20 protein-coding genes and 1 riboswitch are annotated in these 21,643 nt (G+C 72.2%); of the genes, 13 read left to right on the top strand and 7 right to left on the bottom strand.

The genetic code is table 11. The features are described from left to right. Window positions 1–4: 4 nt before the first annotated feature. Window positions 5–1,120, bottom strand: a complete 1,116-nt coding sequence (gene metX, locus ABD652_RS00890; protein WP_344717923.1) for a homoserine O-acetyltransferase MetX — start codon at window positions 1,118–1,120, stop codon at window positions 5–7. A gap of 187 nt (window positions 1,121–1,307) precedes the next feature. Beyond that, on the bottom strand, window positions 1,308–2,687 hold the full coding sequence (locus ABD652_RS00885; RefSeq protein WP_344717313.1) for an O-acetylhomoserine aminocarboxypropyltransferase/cysteine synthase family protein: 1,380 nt from the start codon (window positions 2,685–2,687) through the stop codon (window positions 1,308–1,310). 129 nt (window positions 2,688–2,816) lie between these two features. After that, window positions 2,817–2,933: riboswitch (SAM riboswitch) on the bottom strand. Window positions 2,934–3,171: 238 nt separating this feature from the next. On the opposite strand from ABD652_RS00885, the gene ABD652_RS00880 reads away from it, so the two are divergent. The 9 genes from ABD652_RS00880 (at window position 3,172) to ABD652_RS00840 (ending at window position 10,731) form a co-directional block, all read left to right on the top strand. Next, on the top strand, window positions 3,172–3,774 hold the full coding sequence (locus tag ABD652_RS00880; RefSeq protein ID WP_344717312.1) for a hotdog fold thioesterase: 603 nt from the start codon (window positions 3,172–3,174) through the stop codon (window positions 3,772–3,774). 5 nt (window positions 3,775–3,779) lie between these two features. Then, entirely contained in the window at window positions 3,780–5,171 is a 1,392-nt protein-coding gene (locus ABD652_RS00875; RefSeq protein ID WP_344717311.1) for a phenylacetate--CoA ligase family protein, read from the top strand. 17 nt (window positions 5,172–5,188) lie between these two features. Beyond that, the gene (locus ABD652_RS00870) at window positions 5,189–5,839 is read left to right on the top strand and encodes a TetR/AcrR family transcriptional regulator (protein ID WP_344717310.1); all 651 of its coding nucleotides are present in this window, start codon (window positions 5,189–5,191) and stop codon (window positions 5,837–5,839) included. A 115-nt stretch (window positions 5,840–5,954) separates the two neighbouring features. Beyond that, the gene (gene paaA / locus ABD652_RS00865) at window positions 5,955–6,980 is read left to right on the top strand and encodes a 1,2-phenylacetyl-CoA epoxidase subunit PaaA (protein ID WP_344717309.1); all 1,026 of its coding nucleotides are present in this window, start codon (window positions 5,955–5,957) and stop codon (window positions 6,978–6,980) included. Between the two features lie 58 nt (window positions 6,981–7,038). After that, on the top strand, window positions 7,039–7,344 hold the full coding sequence (gene paaB, locus ABD652_RS00860) for a 1,2-phenylacetyl-CoA epoxidase subunit PaaB (RefSeq protein ID WP_344717308.1): 306 nt from the start codon (window positions 7,039–7,041) through the stop codon (window positions 7,342–7,344). Next, on the top strand, window positions 7,341–8,168 hold the full coding sequence (gene paaC, locus ABD652_RS00855; RefSeq protein WP_344717307.1) for a 1,2-phenylacetyl-CoA epoxidase subunit PaaC: 828 nt from the start codon (window positions 7,341–7,343) through the stop codon (window positions 8,166–8,168). Before paaB ends, paaC begins: the two co-directional genes overlap by 4 nt. An 11-nt stretch (window positions 8,169–8,179) precedes the next feature. Beyond that, window positions 8,180–8,731 carry a 1,2-phenylacetyl-CoA epoxidase subunit PaaD gene (gene paaD / locus ABD652_RS00850; RefSeq protein WP_344717305.1) on the top strand — a complete coding sequence of 184 codons (552 nt, stop codon included), beginning with the start codon at window positions 8,180–8,182 and terminating at the stop codon, window positions 8,729–8,731. Then, window positions 8,731–9,903, top strand: coding sequence for a 1,2-phenylacetyl-CoA epoxidase subunit PaaE (gene paaE / locus ABD652_RS00845; RefSeq protein WP_344717304.1), 1,173 nt, complete (start codon window positions 8,731–8,733; stop codon window positions 9,901–9,903). Before paaD ends, paaE begins: the two co-directional genes overlap by 1 nt. 57 nt (window positions 9,904–9,960) lie before the next feature. Beyond that, a complete protein-coding gene (locus tag ABD652_RS00840; RefSeq protein WP_344717303.1) occupies window positions 9,961–10,731 on the top strand; it encodes an enoyl-CoA hydratase/isomerase family protein in 771 nt (256 codons plus the stop codon). Window positions 10,732–11,092: 361 nt separating this feature from the next. Here the strand turns inward: ABD652_RS00840 and paaZ are convergent, their stop codons facing one another. Beyond that, window positions 11,093–13,216: a phenylacetic acid degradation bifunctional protein PaaZ gene (paaZ, locus tag ABD652_RS00835; RefSeq protein ID WP_344717302.1), complete on the bottom strand. Its 2,124-nt coding sequence runs from the start codon at window positions 13,214–13,216 to the stop codon at window positions 11,093–11,095. A 134-nt stretch (window positions 13,217–13,350) separates the two neighbouring features. Then, entirely contained in the window at window positions 13,351–13,842 is a 492-nt protein-coding gene (locus tag ABD652_RS00830) for an Lrp/AsnC family transcriptional regulator (RefSeq protein ID WP_344717301.1), read from the bottom strand. Between the two features lie 218 nt (window positions 13,843–14,060). Here ABD652_RS00830 and ABD652_RS00825 point away from each other — a divergent pair, with 218 nt between their 5' ends. From ABD652_RS00825 to ABD652_RS00815, 3 genes are read left to right on the top strand one after another with little or no spacing between them, the layout of a single operon-like run. Beyond that, entirely contained in the window at window positions 14,061–15,311 is a 1,251-nt protein-coding gene (locus ABD652_RS00825) for a thiamine pyrophosphate-dependent enzyme (RefSeq protein WP_344717300.1), read from the top strand. Window positions 15,312–15,313: 2 nt separating this feature from the next. Then, window positions 15,314–16,420 (top strand): alpha-ketoacid dehydrogenase subunit beta, encoded by a 1,107-nt coding sequence (locus tag ABD652_RS00820; RefSeq protein ID WP_344717299.1) that lies wholly within the window; start codon window positions 15,314–15,316, stop codon window positions 16,418–16,420. Window position 16,421: 1 nt separating this feature from the next. Next, window positions 16,422–17,930, top strand: a complete 1,509-nt coding sequence (locus ABD652_RS00815) for a dihydrolipoamide acetyltransferase family protein (protein ID WP_344717298.1) — start codon at window positions 16,422–16,424, stop codon at window positions 17,928–17,930. 61 nt (window positions 17,931–17,991) lie between these two features. On the opposite strand, the gene ABD652_RS00810 is transcribed toward ABD652_RS00815, so the two are convergent. Continuing rightward, the gene (locus ABD652_RS00810; protein WP_344717297.1) at window positions 17,992–18,666 is read right to left on the bottom strand and encodes an HD domain-containing protein; all 675 of its coding nucleotides are present in this window, start codon (window positions 18,664–18,666) and stop codon (window positions 17,992–17,994) included. A gap of 70 nt (window positions 18,667–18,736) precedes the next feature. Between ABD652_RS00810 and ABD652_RS00805 the strand changes: the two genes are divergently transcribed. Beyond that, window positions 18,737–19,699 carry a GlxA family transcriptional regulator gene (locus tag ABD652_RS00805; protein ID WP_344717296.1) on the top strand — a complete coding sequence of 321 codons (963 nt, stop codon included), beginning with the start codon at window positions 18,737–18,739 and terminating at the stop codon, window positions 19,697–19,699. Window positions 19,700–19,784: 85 nt separating this feature from the next. Here ABD652_RS00805 and ABD652_RS00800 read toward each other — a convergent pair whose 3' ends face one another. Continuing rightward, window positions 19,785–20,651 carry a 3-hydroxyacyl-CoA dehydrogenase family protein gene (locus ABD652_RS00800; RefSeq protein WP_344717295.1) on the bottom strand — a complete coding sequence of 289 codons (867 nt, stop codon included), beginning with the start codon at window positions 20,649–20,651 and terminating at the stop codon, window positions 19,785–19,787. Further along, a complete protein-coding gene (locus ABD652_RS00795) occupies window positions 20,648–21,610 on the bottom strand; it encodes an enoyl-CoA hydratase/isomerase family protein (protein ID WP_344717294.1) in 963 nt (320 codons plus the stop codon). Before ABD652_RS00795 ends, ABD652_RS00800 begins: the two co-directional genes overlap by 4 nt. Window positions 21,611–21,643: the final 33 nt, after the last annotated feature.

Genomic DNA, 21,643 nt, shown 5'->3' with positions numbered 1-21,643 from the left:
GGTGCTACAGCCGCAGCGTCTCGCGCAGCGGCTCGGCGATCTGGTCGGGGCTGGTGAGGAACCCGTCGTGGCCGATCGGCGAGGAGATCATGTGCACTCCCCCGGCGCCGGGCAGCAGCTCGGCGAGCCGATGCGACTGCTCGGGGTGGTACAGCCGATCCGAGTCCACTGCCGCGACGAACGGCGTCGCCGTCACCTGTCGCAGCGCCGCCGCCGCGCCCCCGCGGCCGCGGCCGACGTCGTGGCCGGCCAGCGCCTCGGTGAGCAGGATGTAGGCGTTCGGGTCGAAGCGCGAGACCAGCTTGCGCGCCTGGTGGTCCAGATAGGACTCCACCTGGAAGCGCCCGCGCGGTCGGCGCGAGGATCCGAAGGGGTCCTCGTCACCCTGGTGCTCGCGCCCGAAGCGGGCGGAGAACTCGGTCTCGGTGCGGTAGGTGATGTGCGCGATCCGCCGGGCCAGCCCGAGCCCGGCCTCCGGCCAGGGGCCGGTGTAATAGTCGCCGCCGTCGTAGTGCGGGTCGTTCTCGATCGCGGCGACCTGAGCCTGGGCGAAGGCGATCTGCTCGGCCGTCGACTCGGCCCCGCAGGAGAACACGCCCACTCCGGCGACGCGGTCCGGGAAGCTCGCCGCCCATTCCAGCGCCCGGGCTCCGCCCATCGAGCCGCCGAGGACCGCGTGGAAGCGCTCGATGCCGAGCTGGTCGGCCAGCCGGGCCTCGAGCTGCACGGAGTCGCGGATCGTGGTGTAGGGGAAGCGCGAACCCCACGGGCGACCCTGCGGGTCGGCCGAGGCCGGTCCGGTGGAGCCGTAGCAGCCGCCGATCATCGCCGGCGAGACGACGAACCAGCGGTCGGTGTCGACGGCGCGGCCGGGGCCGACCAGCCCCTCCCACCAGCCGGCCTCCGGGTCGGCCTCGTTGGCGGCGACGTGGGTGTCGCCGGTGAGCGCGTGCAGCACCAGCACCGCATTGGAGCCGTCGGGCGCGAGCTCTCCCCAGGTCTCGTAGGCGATCGAGACCTGCGGCAGCCGCCCGCCGGTCTCGAAGGTGTGGGCGCCGACGTCGACGACGGCGAGCGCGCCGTCGGGTCGAACGGTCGTGGTCGGCACCTGGGCGGTCATCGGCTCGGGGGCTCCTGAAGGTCGGGGATCCCGCGGATCCGTGCAGTCGTCGCTGCCGCGGCGGTCGCGGTCGTCGCAGTCGGACATGGTGTGCTCGTCGGCCCGGCCTCGACGCCGAGGGCCCGGCCCGCGGCACCGTGAGGGTGCCGGCGGACCGGGCCGTCGTCGTCGACGCGCCGCGCCGGGGTCAGCCGACCGGGGTCGGCTCCGTCGACTCGGCCGGGGCCTCGGCGCCGCCGGAGGCGGCCGCGGCGAGGGCCTGGTCGAGGTCGGCGAGGATGTCGTCGATGTGCTCGAGGCCCACCGAGAGGCGCACCAGGCCGGGGACGACTCCGGCGGCGGCCTGCTCCTCCTCGGTCAGCTGACGGTGCGTGGTCGAGCCCGGGTGGATCGCCAGCGAACGGACGTCGCCGACGTTGGCGACCAGCGAGTGCAGCTGCAGTCCGTCGACGACCGCCTGACCGACCTCCGCGCCGCCCTCGACCTCGAAGGCCAGCACCGAGCCGACGCCCTTGGGCAGGTACTTCCGCGCCCGCTCGTGCCAGGGGCTGGACTCCAGGCCCGGGTAGCTCACGCGCGTCACCGCCGGATGGTTCTCCAGGTACTCCGCCACCGCCTCGGCGTTGGAGACGTGGCGCTCGATGCGCAGGCTCAGCGTCTCCAGACCGAGGTTGATCTCGAAGGCGTTGTGCGGCGAGAGCGACGGGCCCAGGTCGCGCAGCAGCTGCACGCGCGCCTTGAGGATGTAGGACAGGTTGACCCCGAAGATCCCGTCGACGCCCAGGTCCCGGCCGAAGACGATGCCGTGGTAGCTCTCGTCCGGCTCGTTGAAGCCCGGGAAGCGCTGCGGGTTCTTCGTGTAGTCGAAGTTCCCGGAGTCGATGATCACGCCGGCGATCGCCGTGCCGTGGCCGCCCAGGAACTTGGTCGCCGAGTGGACGACGACGTCGGCGCCGTGCTCGATCGGCCGGATCAGGTACGGGCTGGTCAGCGTGTTGTCCACGATCAGCGGGGCCCCGTGCTCGTGGGCGATCGCCGCGACGGCCTCCAGGTCGAGCACGTCGCCGCGCGGGTTCGCGACGACCTCGCCGAAGAAGGCGCCGGTGTTCTCCCGCGTGGCCGCCCGCCAGGACTCGACGTCGTCGGGGTCCTCGACGAAGGTGACCTCGATGCCGAACTTGGGCAGGGTGTGCTTGAAGAGGTTCTGCGTCCCGCCGTACAGCGACGGCGAGGCGACGACGTGGCCGCCGGTCTCGACGACGTTCAGCAGCGCGATCGACGCCGCGGCCTGGCCGGAGCCGACCGCGAGCGCGCCGACGCCGCCCTCGAGCGCGGCGATCTTGTTCTCCACCGCCTCGACGGTGGGGTTGGTCAGCCGGGAGTAGATCGGGCCGAGCTCCTCCAGGCCGAAGCGCTTCCCGGCGGTCTCGGCGCTCGGGAAGACGAAGGAGGTGGTCTGCTGGATCGGCAGCGCCCGCGCGCCGGTGACGGGGTCCGGCTCGACGCCGGAGTGGATCTGCTGGGTCTCGAAGCTCCAGGTGGGAGCGGTGTTCTCAGTGCTGCTCATCGAGCTCTCCGTTCAATGCGGTCGTGGCGACAGGGACCGGAACGGAGGCGCCGCCCGCGCTGCGGGCGAGAGAACCTGCCATGCGGCCCTGTCGAAGGACATGAGGTGGGCCGCACTGTGTCGTGTGATGGCCCGCGCTTGCCCCGCCGGAATCCCGACGAAGCCTGGTCGTCACCCGGGGCACCCCACCGCGAACTGGAGGGTTGCCGGCCAGCAAACCGGGGTTTCACGCTGGCACTCTTGACCTGGTCATCAGTCTGCCCGCGCGAGGCCGAAAGGGCAAGTCCCCGCCGGGAGACCGGCGCAGAATCTCAGGATGTGGACCCTCCCGCCGGCGGGCCGTGCACTCGACGCCGGTGATCTCCGCCCCCGGCGCCCGACGACCCGCCCCGCCCGCCTCCACGGATGTGCTTGACATCACACACCCTCCAGTGCTTGAGTTTATTTACCGACCAATCGGTCTATAAATCGTGAGGAGCCTGTGATGCCCGAGCCCGCCCACCCCGAGCGGCCGTCGCCGACGGCCACGGTCGAGCCGCCGGACGCCGCAGGACCCTCCGCGCCGAGCGCCTCCCCGCGAGGCGTGCCGATGCCCGACGACGGGCCGCGCCACCGCATGCTGGAGACGGATCGATGCGCGGGATGGCTGGGCGCCGAGGTGCTCCTCGCCGAGCCCGGCCGCGCCCGCCTGGCCATGACGCTGCGGCCGGAGATGACCAACGGCTTCGCGATCGCCCACGGCGGGATGATCTTCGCCCTGGCCGACACATGCTTCGCGATGGCATGCAACCACCCGGATCAGGACGACGGCACCGTCACCGTCGCCTCCGGCGCCGACATCACCTTCCTGCGTGCGACGCGCCCCGGCGACGAGCTGGTCGCCGAGGCCGTGGAGGTCGCACGCACCGGACGCAGCGGCGTCTTCGACGTGACGGTCACCTGCGACGACGAGCCCGTCGCCGTCTTCCGCGGCCGCTCGCGCACTGTGCCGGCGCCCTCCGCCGCACCCGCCGACCCTGCCGACCCTGCCGGCCCTGCCGGCCCTGCCGGCGCCGACCGCACCGCCCAGACCCCCGGAGAGAAGTGATCCCCATGGCCTCCCCCTCCCGTGCCGCCGACTCCTCCCCCGCGACCGCCCCCGAGACCCCCTCCCGCCCGGCGGAGGTCGACCCCGAGTCGACGCGCCGCGACCCGGCCTCCCCCGACCCGGAGGAGCTGTACAGCCGCGCCGAGATCGAGGAGCTGCAGCTGACCCGGCTGCAGCAGACCGTCCGGCACGCCTACGAGAACGTCCCCGCCTACCGCGCGCTCTACGACGCCCACGGCGTCGGCCCGGACGACCTGCAGTCGCTGGAGGATCTGGCGAAGTTCCCCTTCACCGACAAGGAGTTCCTGCGCGCGGCCTACCCGTTCGAGGCCTTCGCCGTCCCGCGGGAGCAGATCCGCCGCCTCCACGCCTCCTCCGGCACCACCGGCCTGCCGACCGTCGTCGGCTATACCGACGAGGACCTCGACACCTGGGCCACGCTGCTCGCCCGCTGCCTGCGGCACTCCGGCGTCCGCCCCGGCGACCTGGTGCACAACGCCTACGGCTACGGGCTGTTCACCGGCGGCCTCGGCGCCCACTACGGCGCCGAGAAGCTGCAGACCACCGTGGTGCCGATGTCCGGCGGCCAGTCCGAGAAGCAGGTCCAGCTCATCCGCGACTTCCGCCCGCGGGTCATCCTCTGCACGCCGACCTACCTGCTCACCCTGGCCGACGCCTTCCGCGACGCCGGCATCGATCCGGCCGAGACCTCCTTGGAGGTCGCCGTGCTCGGCGCCGAGCCGTGGACAGAGCAGATGCGAGAGGAGATCGAGCGGACCTTCGCGCTGCGCGCCTGCGACATCTACGGACTCTCCGAAGTGATGGGGCCCGGCGTCGCCGGCGAGTCGGCCGCCCGGCAGGACGGCTCGACGATCTGGGAGGACCACTTCCTGCCGGAGATCATCGACCCGCTCGACGAGCACCCGCTGTCCACCGGCGAGGACGGCGAGCTCGTCTTCACCACGCTGACCAAGCAGGCGCTGCCGATCATCCGCTACCGCACCCACGACCTGACCCGCTTGCAGCCCGGCACGGACCGGCCCGGCCACCGGCGCATGGGGCGCATCACCGGCCGCTCCGACGACATGATCATCCTGCGCGGCGTGAACCTCTTCCCCTCGCAGATCGAGGAGATCGCCCTGGAGCTCGAGGCGCTCTCCCCGCACTTCCAGCTGCGGCTCAGCCGGCCGGAGACGATGGACCGGATGACGGTGCGCATCGAACGACGCCCCGAGACCGCCGCCGAGGCGGCCGCGGCGGCCGGCGTCGAGCTGGCCCGCCGCATCAAGGTCTCCGTCGGCTCCAGCTGCGAGGTCTGCGTGGAGGAGCCGGGCACGCTGGCCCGCTCCTCGGGCAAGCTGCGCCGGATCCACGACCAGCGCCCGCGCTCGGGCTGACGGCTAGGCTGGGAGTCATGCCCGAGATCGCGACCACCGCCGCCGAGGACTCCGACCGTAGCACCGAGGCCGCCCGCGTCGGACGCCGCGGCCGCCCCGGCTACGACCGCGAAGGCCTGATCCGCGTCTGCGTCGAGGCCTTCAACCGGCACGGCTACGAGGCGACGTCGATGGGCGTCCTGGCCCGGGAGCTCGGCATCTCGAAGTCGGCGATCTATCACCACGTCTCCTCCAAGGAGGAGATCCTGGACATCGCGCTGAGCCGCTCGCTGGCCGAGCTCGAACGCGTCGTCTCCGAGGCCGAGTCCCGCGGAGCGCCCGCCGTCGCGGAGCTCGAGGAGATCATCCGCGGCTCGGTGGCGGTCCTGACGGCCTCGCTGCCGCACGTCACCCTGCTGCTGCGACTGCGCGGCAACTCCGAGCTGGAGATCCGCGCGCTGCAACGGCGCCGCGAGATCACCCTGCGCATCGCCGAGCTGATCCGCCAGGCCCAGGATGACGGGGACCTGCGGGACGACGTCGACGCCCGCACCGCCTCACGACTGGCGATGGGCATGGTGAACTCCATCGTCGACTGGTACCGCCCCACGGACGACCACTCCGACGAGACGCTGGCCGAGATGGTCACCGGCCTGCTGCTGACGGGGCTGCGCGCTCCGCGGAGCTGACCGCCCCACCCTCGCTCTCGCTTCACTCCTACTCTCGCTCTGTGTTGACCATCACACGCATCCTGCTATACTGAACGAACGGTCGGTAATTAATGCGACGGAATCGAGGTTGACCATGCCGCACCCGAGCACTGCGCAGGACTCCCACGCCGCCCCGCTGCGCCTGGCGGACGCGTCCGACGCCGACGCGGCGGCCGAGGAGGCCGAGGCCGGGCAGGCCCGCTTCGACGAGCTCATCGCCGAGGACTCCCGCATCGAGCCGCGCGACTGGATGCCCGCGGACTACCGGAAGTCGCTGGCGCGGCAGATCTCCCAGCACGCCCACTCCGAGATCATCGGCATGCAGCCGGAGGGCAACTGGATCACCCGGGCCCCCAGCCTGAAGCGCAAGGCCATCCTGATGGCGAAGGTCCAGGACGAGGCCGGCCACGGCCTCTACCTGTACTCGGCCGCCGAGACGCTGGGCACCGCTCGCGAGACGTTCTACGACCAGCTCTACACCGGCCGGGCGAAGTATTCGTCGATCTTCAACTACCCCGCCCGCACCTGGGCGGACATCGGCGCGATCGGCTGGCTGGTCGACGGCGCGGCGATCACCAACCAGGTCCCGCTGTGCCGCGCCTCCTACGGCCCCTACGGCCGAGCCATGGTGCGCGTCTGCAAGGAGGAGTCCTTCCACCAGCGCCAGGGCTGGGAGATCCTGCACACCCTCTCGCACGGCACCGACGAGCAGCATCAGATGGCCCAGGACGCCGTCGACCGCTTCTACGGCCCGGCGCTGCAGATGTTCGGCCCGCCCGACACCGACTCGCCGAACTCCCAGCAGTCGATGGCCTGGAACATCAAGCGCTTCACCAACGACGAGCTGCGCCAGCGCTTCGTGGACATGATCGTCCCGCAGGCCGAGGCGCTCGGACTGACCCTGCCGGACCCGGATCTGGCGTGGAACGAGGAGCGCGGCCACTACGACTTCGGCGAGCTCGACTGGGACGAGTTCTTCGCCGTGCTCAAGGGCCAGGGACCGCTGAGCAGCCAGCGCCTGGAGCACTATCGACGCGCCCGCGACGAGGGCGCCTGGGTGCGCGAGGCCGCCGCGGCCTACGCCCGCCGCCAGGCCGCCGCCGAGCCGGTCGGCGCCTGACCCCTCCTCCGCCGCCTCCGGGCCGACGTCGGCCCGCCGTCCATGAAAGGCGAGACCCATGACTTCCGAGCACTCTGCAGACGCCGGCGGCTGGCCGCTGTGGGAGGTGTTCATCCGCACCGCCCGCGGACTCTCCCACGTCCACGCCGGCTCGCTGCACGCCCCTGACGCCAGCATGGCGGTGCGCAACGCGCGTGACCTCTACACCCGACGCAACGAGGGCACCTCCGTCTGGGTCGTGCCGGCCGAGGCGGTCACCGCCTCCGACCCCGACGCCAAGGGCAGCTTCTTCGAGTCCCCGCAGGGCAAGAGCTACCGCCACGCGACGTATTACACGGCCTCCGAGGGGGTGAAGCACCTGTGAGCTTCGCATCCCACGACTCGGCGACCCGACAGTCGCAGGGCGAGGCGATCACCGCCGAGGAGGTGGCGGCCTCCGGCGCCGTCGCCGACGAGGACACCGCCCGCTATGCGCTGATCCTCGGCGACGACGCCCTGATGCTCGCCCAGCGCCTCTCCGCCTGGATCTCGCGCGCCCCGGAGCTGGAGGAGGACGTCGCCCTGGGCAACATCGCCCTCGACCTGCTGGGCCATGCCCGCTTCCTGCTGACCTATGCCGGCACCGCCTGGCACCGGACCGAGGACGACCTGGCCTACTTCCGGGACGAGGAGGAGTTCCGCTCCTGCCGGCTCGTCGAGCAGGAGAACGGCGACTTCGGCCGCACCATCGCCCGGCAGCTGATCGTCAGCATCTTCCAGCACGAGGTGTACAGCCGCCTGGTCCGCTCGACTGATGAGACGCTGGCCGCGATCGCCGACAAGGCCCTGAAGGAGGTCGCCTACCACCAGGACCATGCGATCCAGTGGACCCTGCGCCTGGGCCTGGGCACCGAGGAGTCAGCCCGTCGCCTGCAGGCCGGGCTGGACGAGCTCTGGGCCTCGGTGGAGGAGCTCTTCATCGACGTCGACCCGATCCCGCGGCTGGCCTCCGTCGCCGTGGCCCCCTCGACGCTGCGCGAACCGACGATGGCCCGCCTCGGCGAGATCATCGAGCAGGCCGGACTCCGGATCCCCGAAGTCGGCGGATCCTTCGGCGCCGACCGCAGCGGCCGGTTCTCCGAGCACCGCGGCCACCTCCTGGCCGAGATGCAGGTGCTGGCCCGCCGGCATCCCGGAGCGACCTGGTGAGGGGGACGACCATGATCGACCACGCCGCAGAGATCGAGACCTCGGTGCCCGCGCGGCTCCCCTCGGCGGAGGACGCCCCCGCCGGAGTCGACGTCGGCCTCTGGACCGCGGCCGCGGCGGTCACCGACCCGGAGATCCCGGTGATCAGCATCGCCGATCTGGGCATCCTGCGCGACGCGCGGGTCGCCGAGGACGGCACCGCCGTCGTGACCATCACCCCGACCTACTCCGGCTGCCCGGCGATGGACGCCATCACCGCCGACGTCGCCGCCGCGGCCCGCGCCGCCGGCCACGCGCAGGTCCGTGTCGACACAGTGCTGCAGCCCGCCTGGACCACCGACTGGATGACCGAGCGCGGCCGCGAGGTCCTGCGCGACTACGGCATCGCCCCGCCGACGGGGACGGCCGCCGCCGGTCCGGTCGCGGTGGGGCTGAGCGTGAAATGCCCGCACTGCGACTCGACGAACACCCGTGAGACGACCCGCTTCAGCTCCACCGCGTGCAAGGCGCTGTACCAGTGCCGCGACTGCCTGGAGCCCTTCGACCATTTCAAGGTGCACTGATGCCGACCACTCCCGCCGCGTCGACCGCCGCCCGCCGTCGCGCGACGTTCTCGACGCTGACCGTCTCCGAGGTCCGCCGGCTGACCGCCGACTCGGTGGAGGTCGCCTTCGCCGTGCCCGAGGAGCTGCAGGACGACTTCGACTACGCCCCCGGCCAGTACGTGGCGCTGCGCACCCGGCTCGACGGCCAGGAGATCCGCCGGTCGTACTCGCTGTGCCAGCAGCCGATCCCCGGCGAGATCCGCATCGCGATCAAGCGGGACCTCGGCGGGGTCTTCTCCACCTGGGCGAACGAGCATCTGGCCCCCGGCGATCAGCTGGACGTGATGAATCCGGCGGGCGCCTTCGTCTCGCGCCGCGCGATCACCTCGATGAACCATCCCGAGGAGCTGGCCGCCGAGGCGGTCGCCCGGCGGCCCGACGTGCATCTGGTCGCCGTCGCCGCAGGCTCCGGGATCACCCCCATCATGGCGATCGTCCGCTCGGTGCTGGCCGCCTCGGAGCAGGCCGCCGTCGACCTGGTCTATGCCAACCGGTCGGCGTCGGACGTGATGTTCGCCGAGGAGCTCGGCGACCTGAAGGACCGCTTCCCCTCCCGGTTCGCCGTCCACCACGTGCTCAGCCGCGAGCAGCGCATCAACCCGCTGTTCACCGGCCGGCTCGACGAGGAGAAGCTGCAGGTCCTGCTGGACCAGGTCCTGCAGGTCCCCGAGACCGACGAATGGTTCCTCTGCGGACCCTTCGAGCTCGTGCAGCTGACCCGCGACGCGCTGGCCGCCCGGGACGTGCCCGAGGAGTCCGTCCGCTACGAGCTGTTCACCACCGGACGCCCCGATCGCCCCGCCGGCCAGCAGGGCCGGACGGTGGAGCCGGTCGAGGACGACGGGGACGGCCGGACGATCGAGTTCACTCTGGACGGGCTCACCGGCAGCGTCACCTCCCCGGAGTCCTCCGGAGAGACGGTGCTCAATGCCGCCCTGCGCTCGCGCTCCGACGTGCCCTTCGCCTGCGCCGGCGGCGTCTGCGGGACCTGCCGCGCCAAGGTCGTCTCCGGGGAGTTCACCATGGAGGAGAACTTCGCCCTGGAGTCCGACGAGCTCGAGGCCGGCTACGTGCTCACCTGCCAGACCCGGCCGACCGGGGAGAAGCTCGTCGTCGACTACGACACCTGAGACGCCGACCGCCGGCAGCCGCCTGCCGACCATCGACCGCCGACCCGAGGAGCCTCCATGATCCGCACCGACTTCGACGACGACCTGGGCGAGATCGTCCTCGACGCCCCGAAGAAGCGCAATGCCCTGGATGCCGCGGCGCTGGCCGCGCTCGACGACGCCCTGGTGCGCGCCGAGGAGGCCGGGGTGCGGGCCCTGCTGCTGCGCGGCGAGGGGAAGGGCTTCAGCGCCGGCCGCGACATCTCGGCCGTCGACCCGGCCACCGACGACGCCCTGGCCTTCCTCCAGGACCACGTCACCCCGGTGCTGCACCGGCTGGCGGACTTCCCCGCCCCGACGTTCGCCGCCGTCCACGGCGGCTGCCTGGGCGTGGGCCTGGGACTGGCGATCGCGACCGACGTCGTCTATGTCGCCGAGGACGCGACGATCGGCTCGCCCTTCGCCGCCCTGGGCGCCACGCTGGACTCGGGAGGCCATGCGCTGTTCACCGAGCGCCTGGGCGCCCACCGCACGCTGGACCTGATCTACACCGGCGATCTGATGTCCGGCGCCGAGGCGGTGGCCGGCGGACTGTTCTCCCGGACGATGCCGGCCGAGGAGCTGCTGGAGTTCACCCGGTCGCGAGCCGCCCGTGCGGCGGCGGGTCCGACGCTCGCCTTCCGCGAGTCCAAGGCGCTCGTCGCCCGGATCCGCGACGAGCGCCTCGGGCTCTGGGAGTCTCTGCAGCAGGAGAATCGCGCCCAGGGCCGACTCTGCGACACGACCGACTACGCCGAGGGCTTCGCCGCCTTCCAGCAGAAGCGCACGCCGGTCTTCCGCGGCGAGTGATCGGCCCGCCGCGCGGCAGCGCCCGCGGCTCCCCTGCTTCGAGCCGGGCTCGGTCACCGGGCCCGTGATCCGATCCTCCCCGTCCAGTTGGGCGGGGCCCACCGGTCCTCCCCGTCCAGTTGGGCGGGGTCGCCACTCGGCCCCGTCGTCTTCCGGAATCCCGGCCCAACTGGACGGGGACCGGTGAAAAGCACGGGGCGAAGCGGTCCCGACCGGCGGGGCGAAGCGGTCCCGGCCGGCGGGGCGAAGCGATCCCGGCCGGCGGCCCGACCTCAGCCGACGCCGCGCCCCGGCCGACCAGGTGGTCGACCGCGGCGCGGCCCCACCGACTCAGCGATCGACCAGCCGGCCGCTCATCACCTCAGGCCCATTCGGGCTTCTTCTCCGCGGCCACGCGGGTGAGGACGTCGTAGGTCGCCACGACGTCGTCGTGCTGGTTGTGCAGCACCGCGTCCCAGCGGACCTGGCCGAAGTCCTCGTCCTCGCGCGGGATGATCTCCTTGGCGGTCAGCGTCACCCGGATCGCGTCGTCGTAGGTCACCGGCGTCTCGAAGGAGAGATTCTCCAGCCCGGTGTTGGCCAGCACGGGTCCGGGCGCCGGCTCGACGAAGAGTCCCGCCGCCCAGGAGACCAGCAGGTACCCGTGGGCCACGCGCCGCGGGAAGAACGGGTTCGCCGTCGCGGCCTCCTCGTCGGTGTGCGCGTAGAAGGTGTCCCCGGTGGAGGCGGCGAAGGCGTCGATGTCCTCCAGGGTCACCGTCCGCAGCTCCGAGGCGAACTGATCGCCGAGGCGCAGCTCGGCCAGCGATTTGCGGAAGGGGTGGACCGCACTGCCGTCGGCGACGGTCTCCGGCGTCGCGGTCTGCGCCCGCGCCCCGCGGTGCCAGACTCCGGTGATCCCGGTGAGCAGGTCCGGCGACCCCTGCACCGCAGTGCGCTGCATATGGTGCTTCACCGCCCGCACGCCGCCGAGCTCCTCTCCGCCGCCGGCCCGACCCGGTCCGCCGTGGACCAGATGCGGCAGCGGCGAGCCATGGCCGGTGGAGGTCTTCGCGTCGTCGCGGTCCAGGAAGAGCACCCGCCCGTGGTGGGAGCCGATCCCGCGGGCGAAGGCTCCGGCGATCTCCGGGTCGTGCGTGCAGACGGTCGCCACCAGCGAGCCGCCGCCCAGGGCGGCGAGCTCCACCGCATCGTCGACGTCGGCGTAGCCCAGCACCGAGGTCACCGGCCCGAAGGCCTCCACGGCGTGGACCTGCGGGGTGCGGGCGTCGTCGAAGGAGAGCACCGTCGGCGGGAAGAATGCCCCGGCCTCGGCGTCGACGCCGCCCAGGTCGCCGTCGACGCCGCCGCAGCGCACAGCGCCGCCGGCCTCGACCAGAGACTCCACCGCCCGGGTGACCTCGGCCTGCTGGTCCTTCGAAGCGAGCGCGCCGACAGTGGTCGCCGCGTCGCGCGGGTCGCCGAGCACCGCGCGGGAGTCCAGCCGCGCGCGCAGCGCCTCGACGACGGCGTCCACATGCTCGTCGGGCACGATGGTCCGGCGCACCGCAGTGCACTTCTGTCCGGCCTTGGCGGTCATCTCCAGGACCACGGACTTGATGAAGGCCTCGAACTCGGGAGTCTCGGGGCCGGCGTCGGGTCCGAGGATGGCCGCATTGAGCGAGTCGGTCTCGGCGGTGAAGCGCAGTCCCGCGGTCTGCACGCTGGGGTGCGAACGCAGCAGCTGCGCCGTCGACGCCGAACCGGTGAAGGCCAGCACGTCGCGGTGGTCCAGGTGATCGAGCAGATCGCCCGCGGAGCCGGAGATCAGCTGGATCGCCCCGGCGGGCAGCAGCCCGGAGCCGACCATGAGCCGCACGCAGGCCTGGGTGACGTAGGCGGTCTGCGAGGCGGGCTTCACGATCGTCGGCACTCCGGCGATGAAGCTGGGGGCGAGCTTCTCCAGCATGCCCCAGACCGGGAAGTTGAAGGCGTTGATCTGCACGGCGACGCCGGTCAGGCGAGTGTAGATGTGCTCGCCGAGGAAGGAGCCGTCGCGGGAGAGCTGCTCGACGGCGCCGTCGACGATCACCTGCGCGTTCGGCAGCTCCTTGCGCGCCTTCGAGGAGAAGGTCCGCAGCGTGCCGATGCCGCCGTCGACGTCGACCAGGTGATCCTTCCGCGTGGCGCCGGTGCGGTCGGAGAGCGCGTAGAGCTCCTCCTTGTGCTCGTCCAGGTGCCTCGCGATCTGCTTCAGCCGCATCGCCCGCTCATGGAAGGTCAGCTCCCCCAGACTGCGCTGCCCGACGGCGCGGGCGTGCGCGACGGCGGCCGCAGTGTCCAGCCCTTCGGCGGAGACCCGGCAGATCGGCTCGCCGGTGGACGCGTCACGCACTGAACTGACCCGCTGCGGGTCCTCCGGCGCCCACCAGGCGTCGGCGAGGTAGCTGGGCAGCGGCCGGGTCGGGCTGATGGTCGTCTCGTGATCGGCGGCGATGGCTGTCATGACGTCCTCTCGACGATGGGTAACTGACCGAACGGTCGGTAATCACATCCATCGTAGCGCCGATCACGTCCGTGTGACAGCCCGCACACCGACGACCGGTCTCACCGAAAGCCGCCACGGACCGTCGTCGTCCATCATTCCTCCGGCACTGCGTGCCGGTGCTCGGCATGATCGTCGAAGATCAGCGCCGTCTGCGAGGACTGGACGCAGGAGAGCGACTGGATCCGCTCGAAGATCACCGCGCGCAGCTCGTCCACAGTGCGCGTGCGCACCAGCAGCACCGCGTCGTACTGCCCGCCCACCAGAGCCAGATGCCGCACCGCCGGCTCGTCGGCCAGCGCCTCGCGCAGCACGCCCCAGTCATCCTGCTTCAGCGTGAGGAAGACGTAGGCGGCAGTGGCCAGCCCCGCCGCCCGCGGGTCGATGACCGCGGTGTAGCCGCGCAGCACCCCGGAGCGGCGCAGCCGCGCGATCCGCTCGTAGGCGTTCGCCCGCGAGAGGTGCAGCTCCTCGGCGATGCGCGTGACCGAGGCGCGGGCGTCGAGGCTCAGCATCTCGAGGATCCGATGGTCCAGGACGTCCGGCGGTCGGCCGCTCGTCGCGTGATCGTCCAGCAATGTCGACATACTCCTGGACGATACCAGTGCGCGTGTCGCGCATTGCGAACAGATCGTCCACCGAACCCCCTCTCCCGTCGGACATCGTCTGCGATCCGCGGCACGCATGGCAGACCGTGCATGACCTGCGTCACACTCGACGTGCGGCCGGGTGCTCGTTCCGCACCGACGCCGAACACCCCGGGCCGCCCGGCCCGAGCCGAATGACCCCGAGGAGGCCGCAGGCCATGGACGAGGAGATCGCCGCCGACGACGGACGCGGCCGCGCCGTCGCGCCCGAGGAGCCGCACGAGCCGCACGAGCCGCTCGCCCACGAGAAGGCCGAGCAGGCCGCCCGCATCGAGCAGACCAGCCGCAGCTTCGGCATCACCCCCGAGCAGTACATGCTCCCCGCCGCCCAGCAGATCCGCATGCTCTCCCCCGACGGCTCGCTGATCCCCGAGGAGGAGCAGGGCACCAGCGCCGGGCACGAGTACCCGGTCCCGGAGGACGAGACGCTGCTCGCCGCCTATGAGGCCCTGGTGGTCGGCCGCCGCATCAACGACCAGAACTATGCCCTGGTCCGCCAGGGCCGATTGGCGGTCTACCCCTCCTCGCACGGCCAGGAGGCCTGTCAGGTCGGCGCGGCGCTGGCGCTGGGCGCCGACGACTGGATGTTCCCCACCTACCGCGACTCGGTGGCGATCATGACCCGCGGCGTGGACCCGGTGGAGGTCATGGTCTCCTTCCGCGGCGACTGGCACTGCGGCTTCGACCCGATCGCCCATCGGGTCTCGGCGCCGTCGACGCCGCTGACCACCCAGCTGCTGCACGCCGTCGGCGTCGCCCACGCGGCGAAGCTGCGCGGCGAGGACACCGTGGTGCTGGCGATGTGCGGCGACGGCGCGACCAGCGAGGGCGACTTCCACGAGGCGCTGAATTTCGCCGCCGTCTTCGAGGTGCCGGTGGTCTTCTTCGTGCAGAACAACGGCTACGCCATCTCGGTGCCGCTCTCCCACCAGTCCGCCGCGCCGTCGCTGGCGCATAAGGCCATCGGCTACGGCATGGCCGGCGAGCAGGTCGACGGCAATGACATGGTCGCGGTGCTGGCCACGCTGCGCCGGGCGGTCTCGCTGGCGCGCGAGCGCTCGATGCCGCTGCTGCTGGAGGCGACGACCTACCGCATGCAGGCCCACACCAACGCCGACGACGACACCCGCTACCGCGACGCGCACGAGGTCGAGCTCTGGCGCCGCCACGACCCGCTGACCCGGATGCAGACGTTCCTGAGCTCCCAGGGGGTGCTCGACGACGCGGCCGAGTCCCGCATCAGCGGTCGGGCCGAGGAGGTCGCCGCTTCGCTGCGCGCTGCGATGACCGCCGATCCGCCGATCGACCCGCTGGAGATCTTCGACCACGTCCACGCCGAGCCCACCGCCCAGCTGCGCGAGCAGCGCGCCCAGCTCGCCGACGAGCTCGCCCGCGGACAGGAGGACTGACCATGGCCGCCCCCGACCTCGAGACCCGCGCCGCCGATCCCGGCCCCGCCCCGCGGCCGACGACCTTCGCCGCGGCGCTGAACACTGCGCTCTCCGATGCGATGGCCGCCGAGACGTCCGTCTGCGTCTTCGGCGAGGACGTCGGCACGCTCGGCGGCGTCTTCCGCATCACCGACGGCCTGGCCCGTCGCTTCGGCGACGACCGGTGCTTCGACACCCCGCTGGCCGAATCCGGCATCGCCGGCATGGCCGCCGGCATGGCGATGAACGGCATGCGCCCGGTGGTCGAGATGCAGTTCGACGCCTTCGCCTACCCCGGGCTGGAGCAGATCTTCAGCCATATCGCCAAGTTCGGCAACCGCACCCGGGGCCGCGTGCGGATCCCGCTGGTGGTCCGCATCCCCTACGGCGGCGGCGTCGGCGGCGTCGAGCACCACTGCGACTCCTCCGAGGCCTACTACGCCCACACTCCCGGCCTGAAGGTCTACACTCCGGCGACCGTCGCCGACGCCTATCTGATGCTGCGCGAGGCGGTGGACTCCCCCGACCCGGTGATCTTCTTCGAGCCGAAGAAGCTCTACTGGTCGAAGGAGCCGGTCGATCTCGAGGCGCTGCGCCGGCAGTACGAGGCCGGCAGGTCCGGTGAGGCCGGCGGATCCGGCGGGTCCGGTGAGGCCGGCGCAGAGCCCGACGGCGTCGGCGCCGAGGGTCGCGCCGTCGTCGCCCGGGCCGGCGGCGACGTCTCGCTGATCAGCTACGGCCCCTCGGTGAGCACGGCGCTGGCCGCCGCCGAGGCCGCCGCGGAGGAGGGGATCTCGGCCGAGGTGCTCGATCTGCGCAGCCTGGTCCCCTTCGACGACGCCGCGCTGACCGCCACCGTGGAGAAGACCGGCCGGGCGATCGTCGTCGCCGAGGCCCAGGGATTCGCCTCCGTCGCCGGAGAGATCGTCGCCCGGATCCAGGAGCGCTGCTTCCACTCGCTGGCCTCTCCCGTGCGCCGGGTGACCGGCTTCGACATCCCGTACCCGTCGCCGAAGCTCGAACAGCACCACCTGCCCGACGTGGACCGCGTGCTCGATGCGCTCGACATGCTGCAGTGGGAGGACTGACATGACCACTTTCGATCTTCCCGACCTGGGAGAAGGACTGACCGAGGCCACGCTGCTGAGCTGGCTGGTCTCCGAGGGCGACACGATCGCCGTCGACCAGCCCGTCGCCGAAGTGGAGACGGCGAAGTCCACTCTGGAGGTCCCCTCCCCCTTCGCCGGGACGGTGACGCGGCTGCACGGCGCCGAGGGCGACACGATGATCGTCGAGCGTCCGCTGATCTCGGTGGACGCCGGCGACGACGCCGCGGGCCCGGACGCGGCGGCCGAGCCCTCGGCCGCACAGGCGCCAGTCGCCCAGCCGGCCGCACAGTCGGCCGGTGCGCTGGACCATCGCGAGGAGGAGCGCGCCGGCGCCGCAGTGCCCGGCGATCCGGACGCCGCACCCGCCCCGGAGACCGCCGACGAGGGATCCGGGAACGTGCTCATCGGCTACGGCACCTCCGGCGCCTCGGGCGGCCCACGGCGTCGCCGTCGTCGTGCGGCCCCGCCGTCGGCGTCCTCCACGACGCCCTCCACGGCGCCCGCGACCTCTTCGCCCCGAGAGCGCGCCCCGCGCGTCTCCTCGCCGCTGGTGCGCCGTCTGGCCCGCGACCATGCCATCCCGCTGAGCGGGCTCGCCGGCTCGGGCCCCGACGGGCTGATCCTCCGGTCCGATGTGCTCGCCGCGATGCAGACGGCCGGAGACCGACCGGCGACGACGGCGCAGCAGACGAGCGCCTCGTCGCCGGCCTCCGCCGCCGGCCCCCCGGCGTCGCCGGCCGCGGCACAGGCTCCGCGACCGGCCCCGGCCGGCCTCGCGATCAGCGACCGCGACCCGATCACCGGCATCCGCAAGGCAGTGGCCACCCGGCTGGCGACGTCGCGTCGGGAGATCCCGGAGGCGACCACCTGGCAGGACGTCGACGTCACCGAGCTGCTGGCGCTGCGCGCGCGACTGAAGGAGCAGGCCGCCCGCACCGGGGAGGAGGCGCCGTCGCTGCTGGCGCTGATCGGCCGCTTCGTGCTCGCCGGACTGGCGCGGCACCCCGAGCTGGCGACCCGCGTCGACGACCGCGAGGACGGCGAGCAGGAGATCGTGCACTTCGACGGGGTGAATCTGGGCTTCGCCGCCCAGACCGACACCGGCCTGGTGGTGCCGGTGGTCCGGCGCGCCGAGCGGCTCTCCGCGCGCGGACTGCACCGGGAGGTCTCCCGGCTGGTCGCCGACGCCCGCGCGGGACGACTCTCCGGCGCCGAGCTCAGCGGCGGGACCTTCACGGTGAACAACTACGGCGTCTTCGGCTCCGACGGGGCGACGCCGATCATCAACCATCCGGAGGTCGCGATCCTCGGGATCGGGCGCATCCTGGAGCGCCCCTGGGCGGTGGACGGCGAACTGACCGTGCGCAGCATCGCCACGCTGACGCTGGCCTTCGACCACCGCGTCTGCGACGGCGGCGCCGCCGGCGGATTCCTGCACTTCGTGGCCAGCTGCGTGGAGGACCCGGCCTCGGCGCTGGCGGAGCTCTGATGCCCGTCGCCCCTGCAGCCGGGCGGGACGGACGAGCGGCGCCCGCCGCATGCGCCTCTGCTCATTCAGGCCAGGGGTTGGATCGGATGACCTCGACGAAGTCCGTCCGCTCGAAATCTGGGAGGAAATGGTCGAGCACATCAGCATTGACGGTGCCGAACGTCGTCTCCGGTCGATGCCGATTCCCGTCGGCGAAGGCGTGAAGGATCCGTCGCTTGAAGTCCGGCCGCGGATGGGCGGAGGTGACAGCGCGACGCTGCTCCGCGCTGAGGTCGTCGAAGCCGATGCCCAGCACATCGGTCTCCACTCCGGCGGTGACCAGCGCGATCTCGCCCTCCAGGAACTCAGGCACTCCGGGCGTGGTGTGCAGGGCGATGCCGAGCCAGACCCGGCGCGCGTCGGCCTCCGAGACTCCATGCTCCAGCAGGAAGTTCCAGGCGGCTTCAGCGCCGTCGACTTCGAATCGCCGGTGAGAGTCTCGGTATTCCTCGGTCAGGCCGAGGTCGTGGAACAGCGCGCCGACGTAGAGCAGCTCCAAGTCGACGTCGATGCCCCGCCGCCGCCCCTGGAGGGCGCCGAAGAAGAACACCCGTCGCGAGTGGTCGAAGAGCAGATCGTCCTCACGCTCGCGGACGAAATCCGTCGCCCGGCGCACCAGATCGGTGTCCGGCACGGTGATGCCCGCGATCGTCGTACTGGTGTGAGCGGTGCTTTCCTCGCGTCCTGACGTCTCCATGCCCCCACCATGCGGCCGAGGGCCCTCGGCCGCCAAGGTCCTGTCAGACAGTCATGCCACAATTTCAGCCATGGTGGCGCACGACGTGGAGTTCCTGGTCTTCCCCGGAGTGAAGGCGCTCGACGTGGCCGGCTGCGCCGAGGTCTTCAGCGAGGCTGCCCGCCTCGGGGCCGACTATCGGATCCGGTACAGCTCGCCGACGGGGCGGCCGGTGCAGACCTCGATCGGGCTGGACATCGCGGTCGACTCCTCGCCCGAGACCGCAGGCCCCATCCGCACCGCGGTCCTCTGCGGCGGGGACGACCTGCCCGGCCGGCCGATGCCCTCGTCCCTCGTCCACGCCGCCCAGAACCTGATCTCGCGATCAGAGCGCGTGGTCTCCATCTGCACAGGAGCTTTCATCCTGGCGGCGACCGGCGCCCTCGACGGGCGCCGAGCAACGACCCATTGGCAGCAGGCCGAGCGACTGCAGCGGTCATACCCCGGAGTCGCCGTCGACGAGGACGCGATCTTCATCCAGGATGAGACTGTCTACACGTCAGCGGGTGTCACCGCCGGGATCGATCTGGCCCTGGCGCTGGTCGAGGAGGATCACGGCCCGGAGCTGGCCCGCGCAGTCGCTCGGAGCCTGGTGGTGCACATGCGTCGGGCAGGCGGACAGTCCCAGTTCTCGACGCCGCAGCGCGAAGGGAGCGCCTCCAGCGCCAGGCTCCGCGACGTCGTCGCGAGCATCGAGTCAGACCCCGCGGCTCCGCACACGGTCGCCCGACTGGCCCGGGACGCCGGCCTCAGCGAGCGTCATCTCACGCGCCTGTTCCGCCGCGAGACCGGGGCCACGCCGTCGAAGCACCTCGAAGCCGTCCGGCTCGATCGAGCCCGTGTGCTGCTCGACGCCGGCGCGACCATCGGCGACGCGGCGCATGAGGCGGGCTTCGGAAGCACCGAGACGCTGCGCCGAGCCTTCGCCTCCCGACTCGGAGTGACGCCGAGCGAGTATCGTCGCCGCTTTCGGTCCGCACGGTCCACGAAGTGAAGGACGCGCCCGCCCCGACAGCGGAGACGGGCCGCGCGTCGCCGGACTCAACTCCAGTCCTCCGGCCGGTCGTCGAGCAGAGCGCTCACCCCTCCGGATACTCGTAGAACCCCTTCCCGGACTTCCGCCCGAGCTCGCCGCGGGCGACCATGTCGCGCATCAGCTGGGGCGGTGCGAAGCGCTCCCCCAGTTCGGAGGCCAGATGTTCGGCGATGCCCAGCCGCACGTCCAGCCCGACGACGTCGGTCAGCGCCAGCGGCCCGATGGGGAACTTATAGCCCAGCACCATCGCGTCGTCGATGGCCTGCGGCGCCGCCACCCCGTCCTCGACCATGCGGATCGCCTCCAGGCCGATGGCCACCCCCAGCCGCGAGGAGGCGAAGCCGGGCGCATCCTGCACGACGACGGCGGTCTTGCCCAGCGCCTCGACCCATCCCCGGGCGCGGCCGGCCAGCTCCTCGCCGGTCTGCCCGCCGAGGACGACTTCCACCAGCTTCGAGGCCGGCACCGGATTGAAGAAGTGCAGCCCGCAGAAGCGCTCGGGACGGCGCAGCGCGGCGGAGAGCTCGGTCACCGACAGCGAGGAGGTGTTCGTCGCCAGCCAGGCGTCGGCGGCCAGCCGCTGCTCGACGTCGGTCAGCGCCTCGGCCTTCAGCCGCGCGTCCTCGGGCACGGCCTCGACGACGAGCCCGCAGCGGGAGAAGGTCGCCCGATCGGTGGTCACCGTCAGTCGACCGGTCCAGTCCTCGGGGTCGCCGGCGATCTTGCCGCGCTCGACGGAGGCGGCGACGTCGGCGGCGATCCGGGAGCGTGCGGCCTCTGCGGCCTCGGCGGTGACGTCGACGACGAGGACCTCATCGGCCCCGGAGATCAGGAACGCATGGGCGATCCCGGCGCCCATGCGGCCGCCGCCGAGCACGCCGACCGTCGGGGGAAGTGCGCTGCTGGTCATGCCGTCTCTCCTGACGTCGTCTGCTCCCGGTTCTGTTCCCGGTTCGGCTCCGGGTCCTGCTGACGGGCCTCTCGCCGATCCAGGAAGGCCTGCATGCGGTCGACCTTCGCCTCGGACTCGAAGAGGATCGCCTGCGCGAGATTGTCCACCTGCGGGTGCGCCTCGCGCGGCATGGCGAAGACCTGCTTGCTGATCCGCACCGCCAGCGGGTCCTGGGCGGCGATGCGCCCGGCCAGGGCGTCGGCGGCGTCGAGCAGCTCCTGGCTCGGGTGGATCTCGCTGACCAGCCCGTGGGCCAGCGCCTCCTCGGCGTCGAGGATGCGGCCGGCCAGCAGGATCTCCTTGGCCAGCGCCTCGCCGGCGAGGTCGCGCAGTCGCCAGAGTGCTCCGGCGGCCGGAATGATGCCCAGCCCGGTCTCCGGCTGACCCACCCGCAGCGCGGGGGTGCCCAGCCGGAAGTCGGCGGCCCAGGCCAGCTCCGCGCCGCCGCCGAGGGTGTGGCCGTCCAGGGCGGCGATGACCGGCATCGGCAGCTTCGCCAGCCGGTCGAAGGCGGTCGAGTTCACCCCGCGCAGCGCGTCCTGGCGCCGGCGGTCGCGCAGCTGGGCAATGTCGGCGCCGGAGGCGAAGACGCCGCGGCGCGGCCGGGCCTCGGGGTCGGCGCCGTCGGCTCCGGAGTCGGTCGAGGGACTGCCGGAGAGGATGAGGATCTTCGGCGTGTGCTCCAGATGCGCGCAGAGCGCGTGGAGCTCGTCGATCATCGTCGCGTCGATCGCGTTGCGGACCTCGGGGCGGTCCAGCCGCGCATGCAGCCGGTCCTCACCCTCGGTGATCCGCAGCGTGGTGAAGGCCGCGGCATCCAGCCGCGGCGCCGCGGGCTCGTCGCGCTGACCGGCGTCGCGGCCGCCGTCGTGCTGGTCGTGCTGGTCGTGCTGGTCGTGCTGGTCGTGCCCGTTCATGCTCCTCACACCCTCTCCAGCAGCAGCGCCGAG

The organism is Nesterenkonia halobia, from assembly GCF_039536005.1.
GTDB classification, from domain to species: domain Bacteria; phylum Actinomycetota; class Actinomycetes; order Actinomycetales; family Micrococcaceae; genus Nesterenkonia; species Nesterenkonia halobia.
The sequence above is the reverse complement of the archived record's forward strand: the minus strand, read 5'-3'. Positions and strand labels throughout refer to the sequence as shown.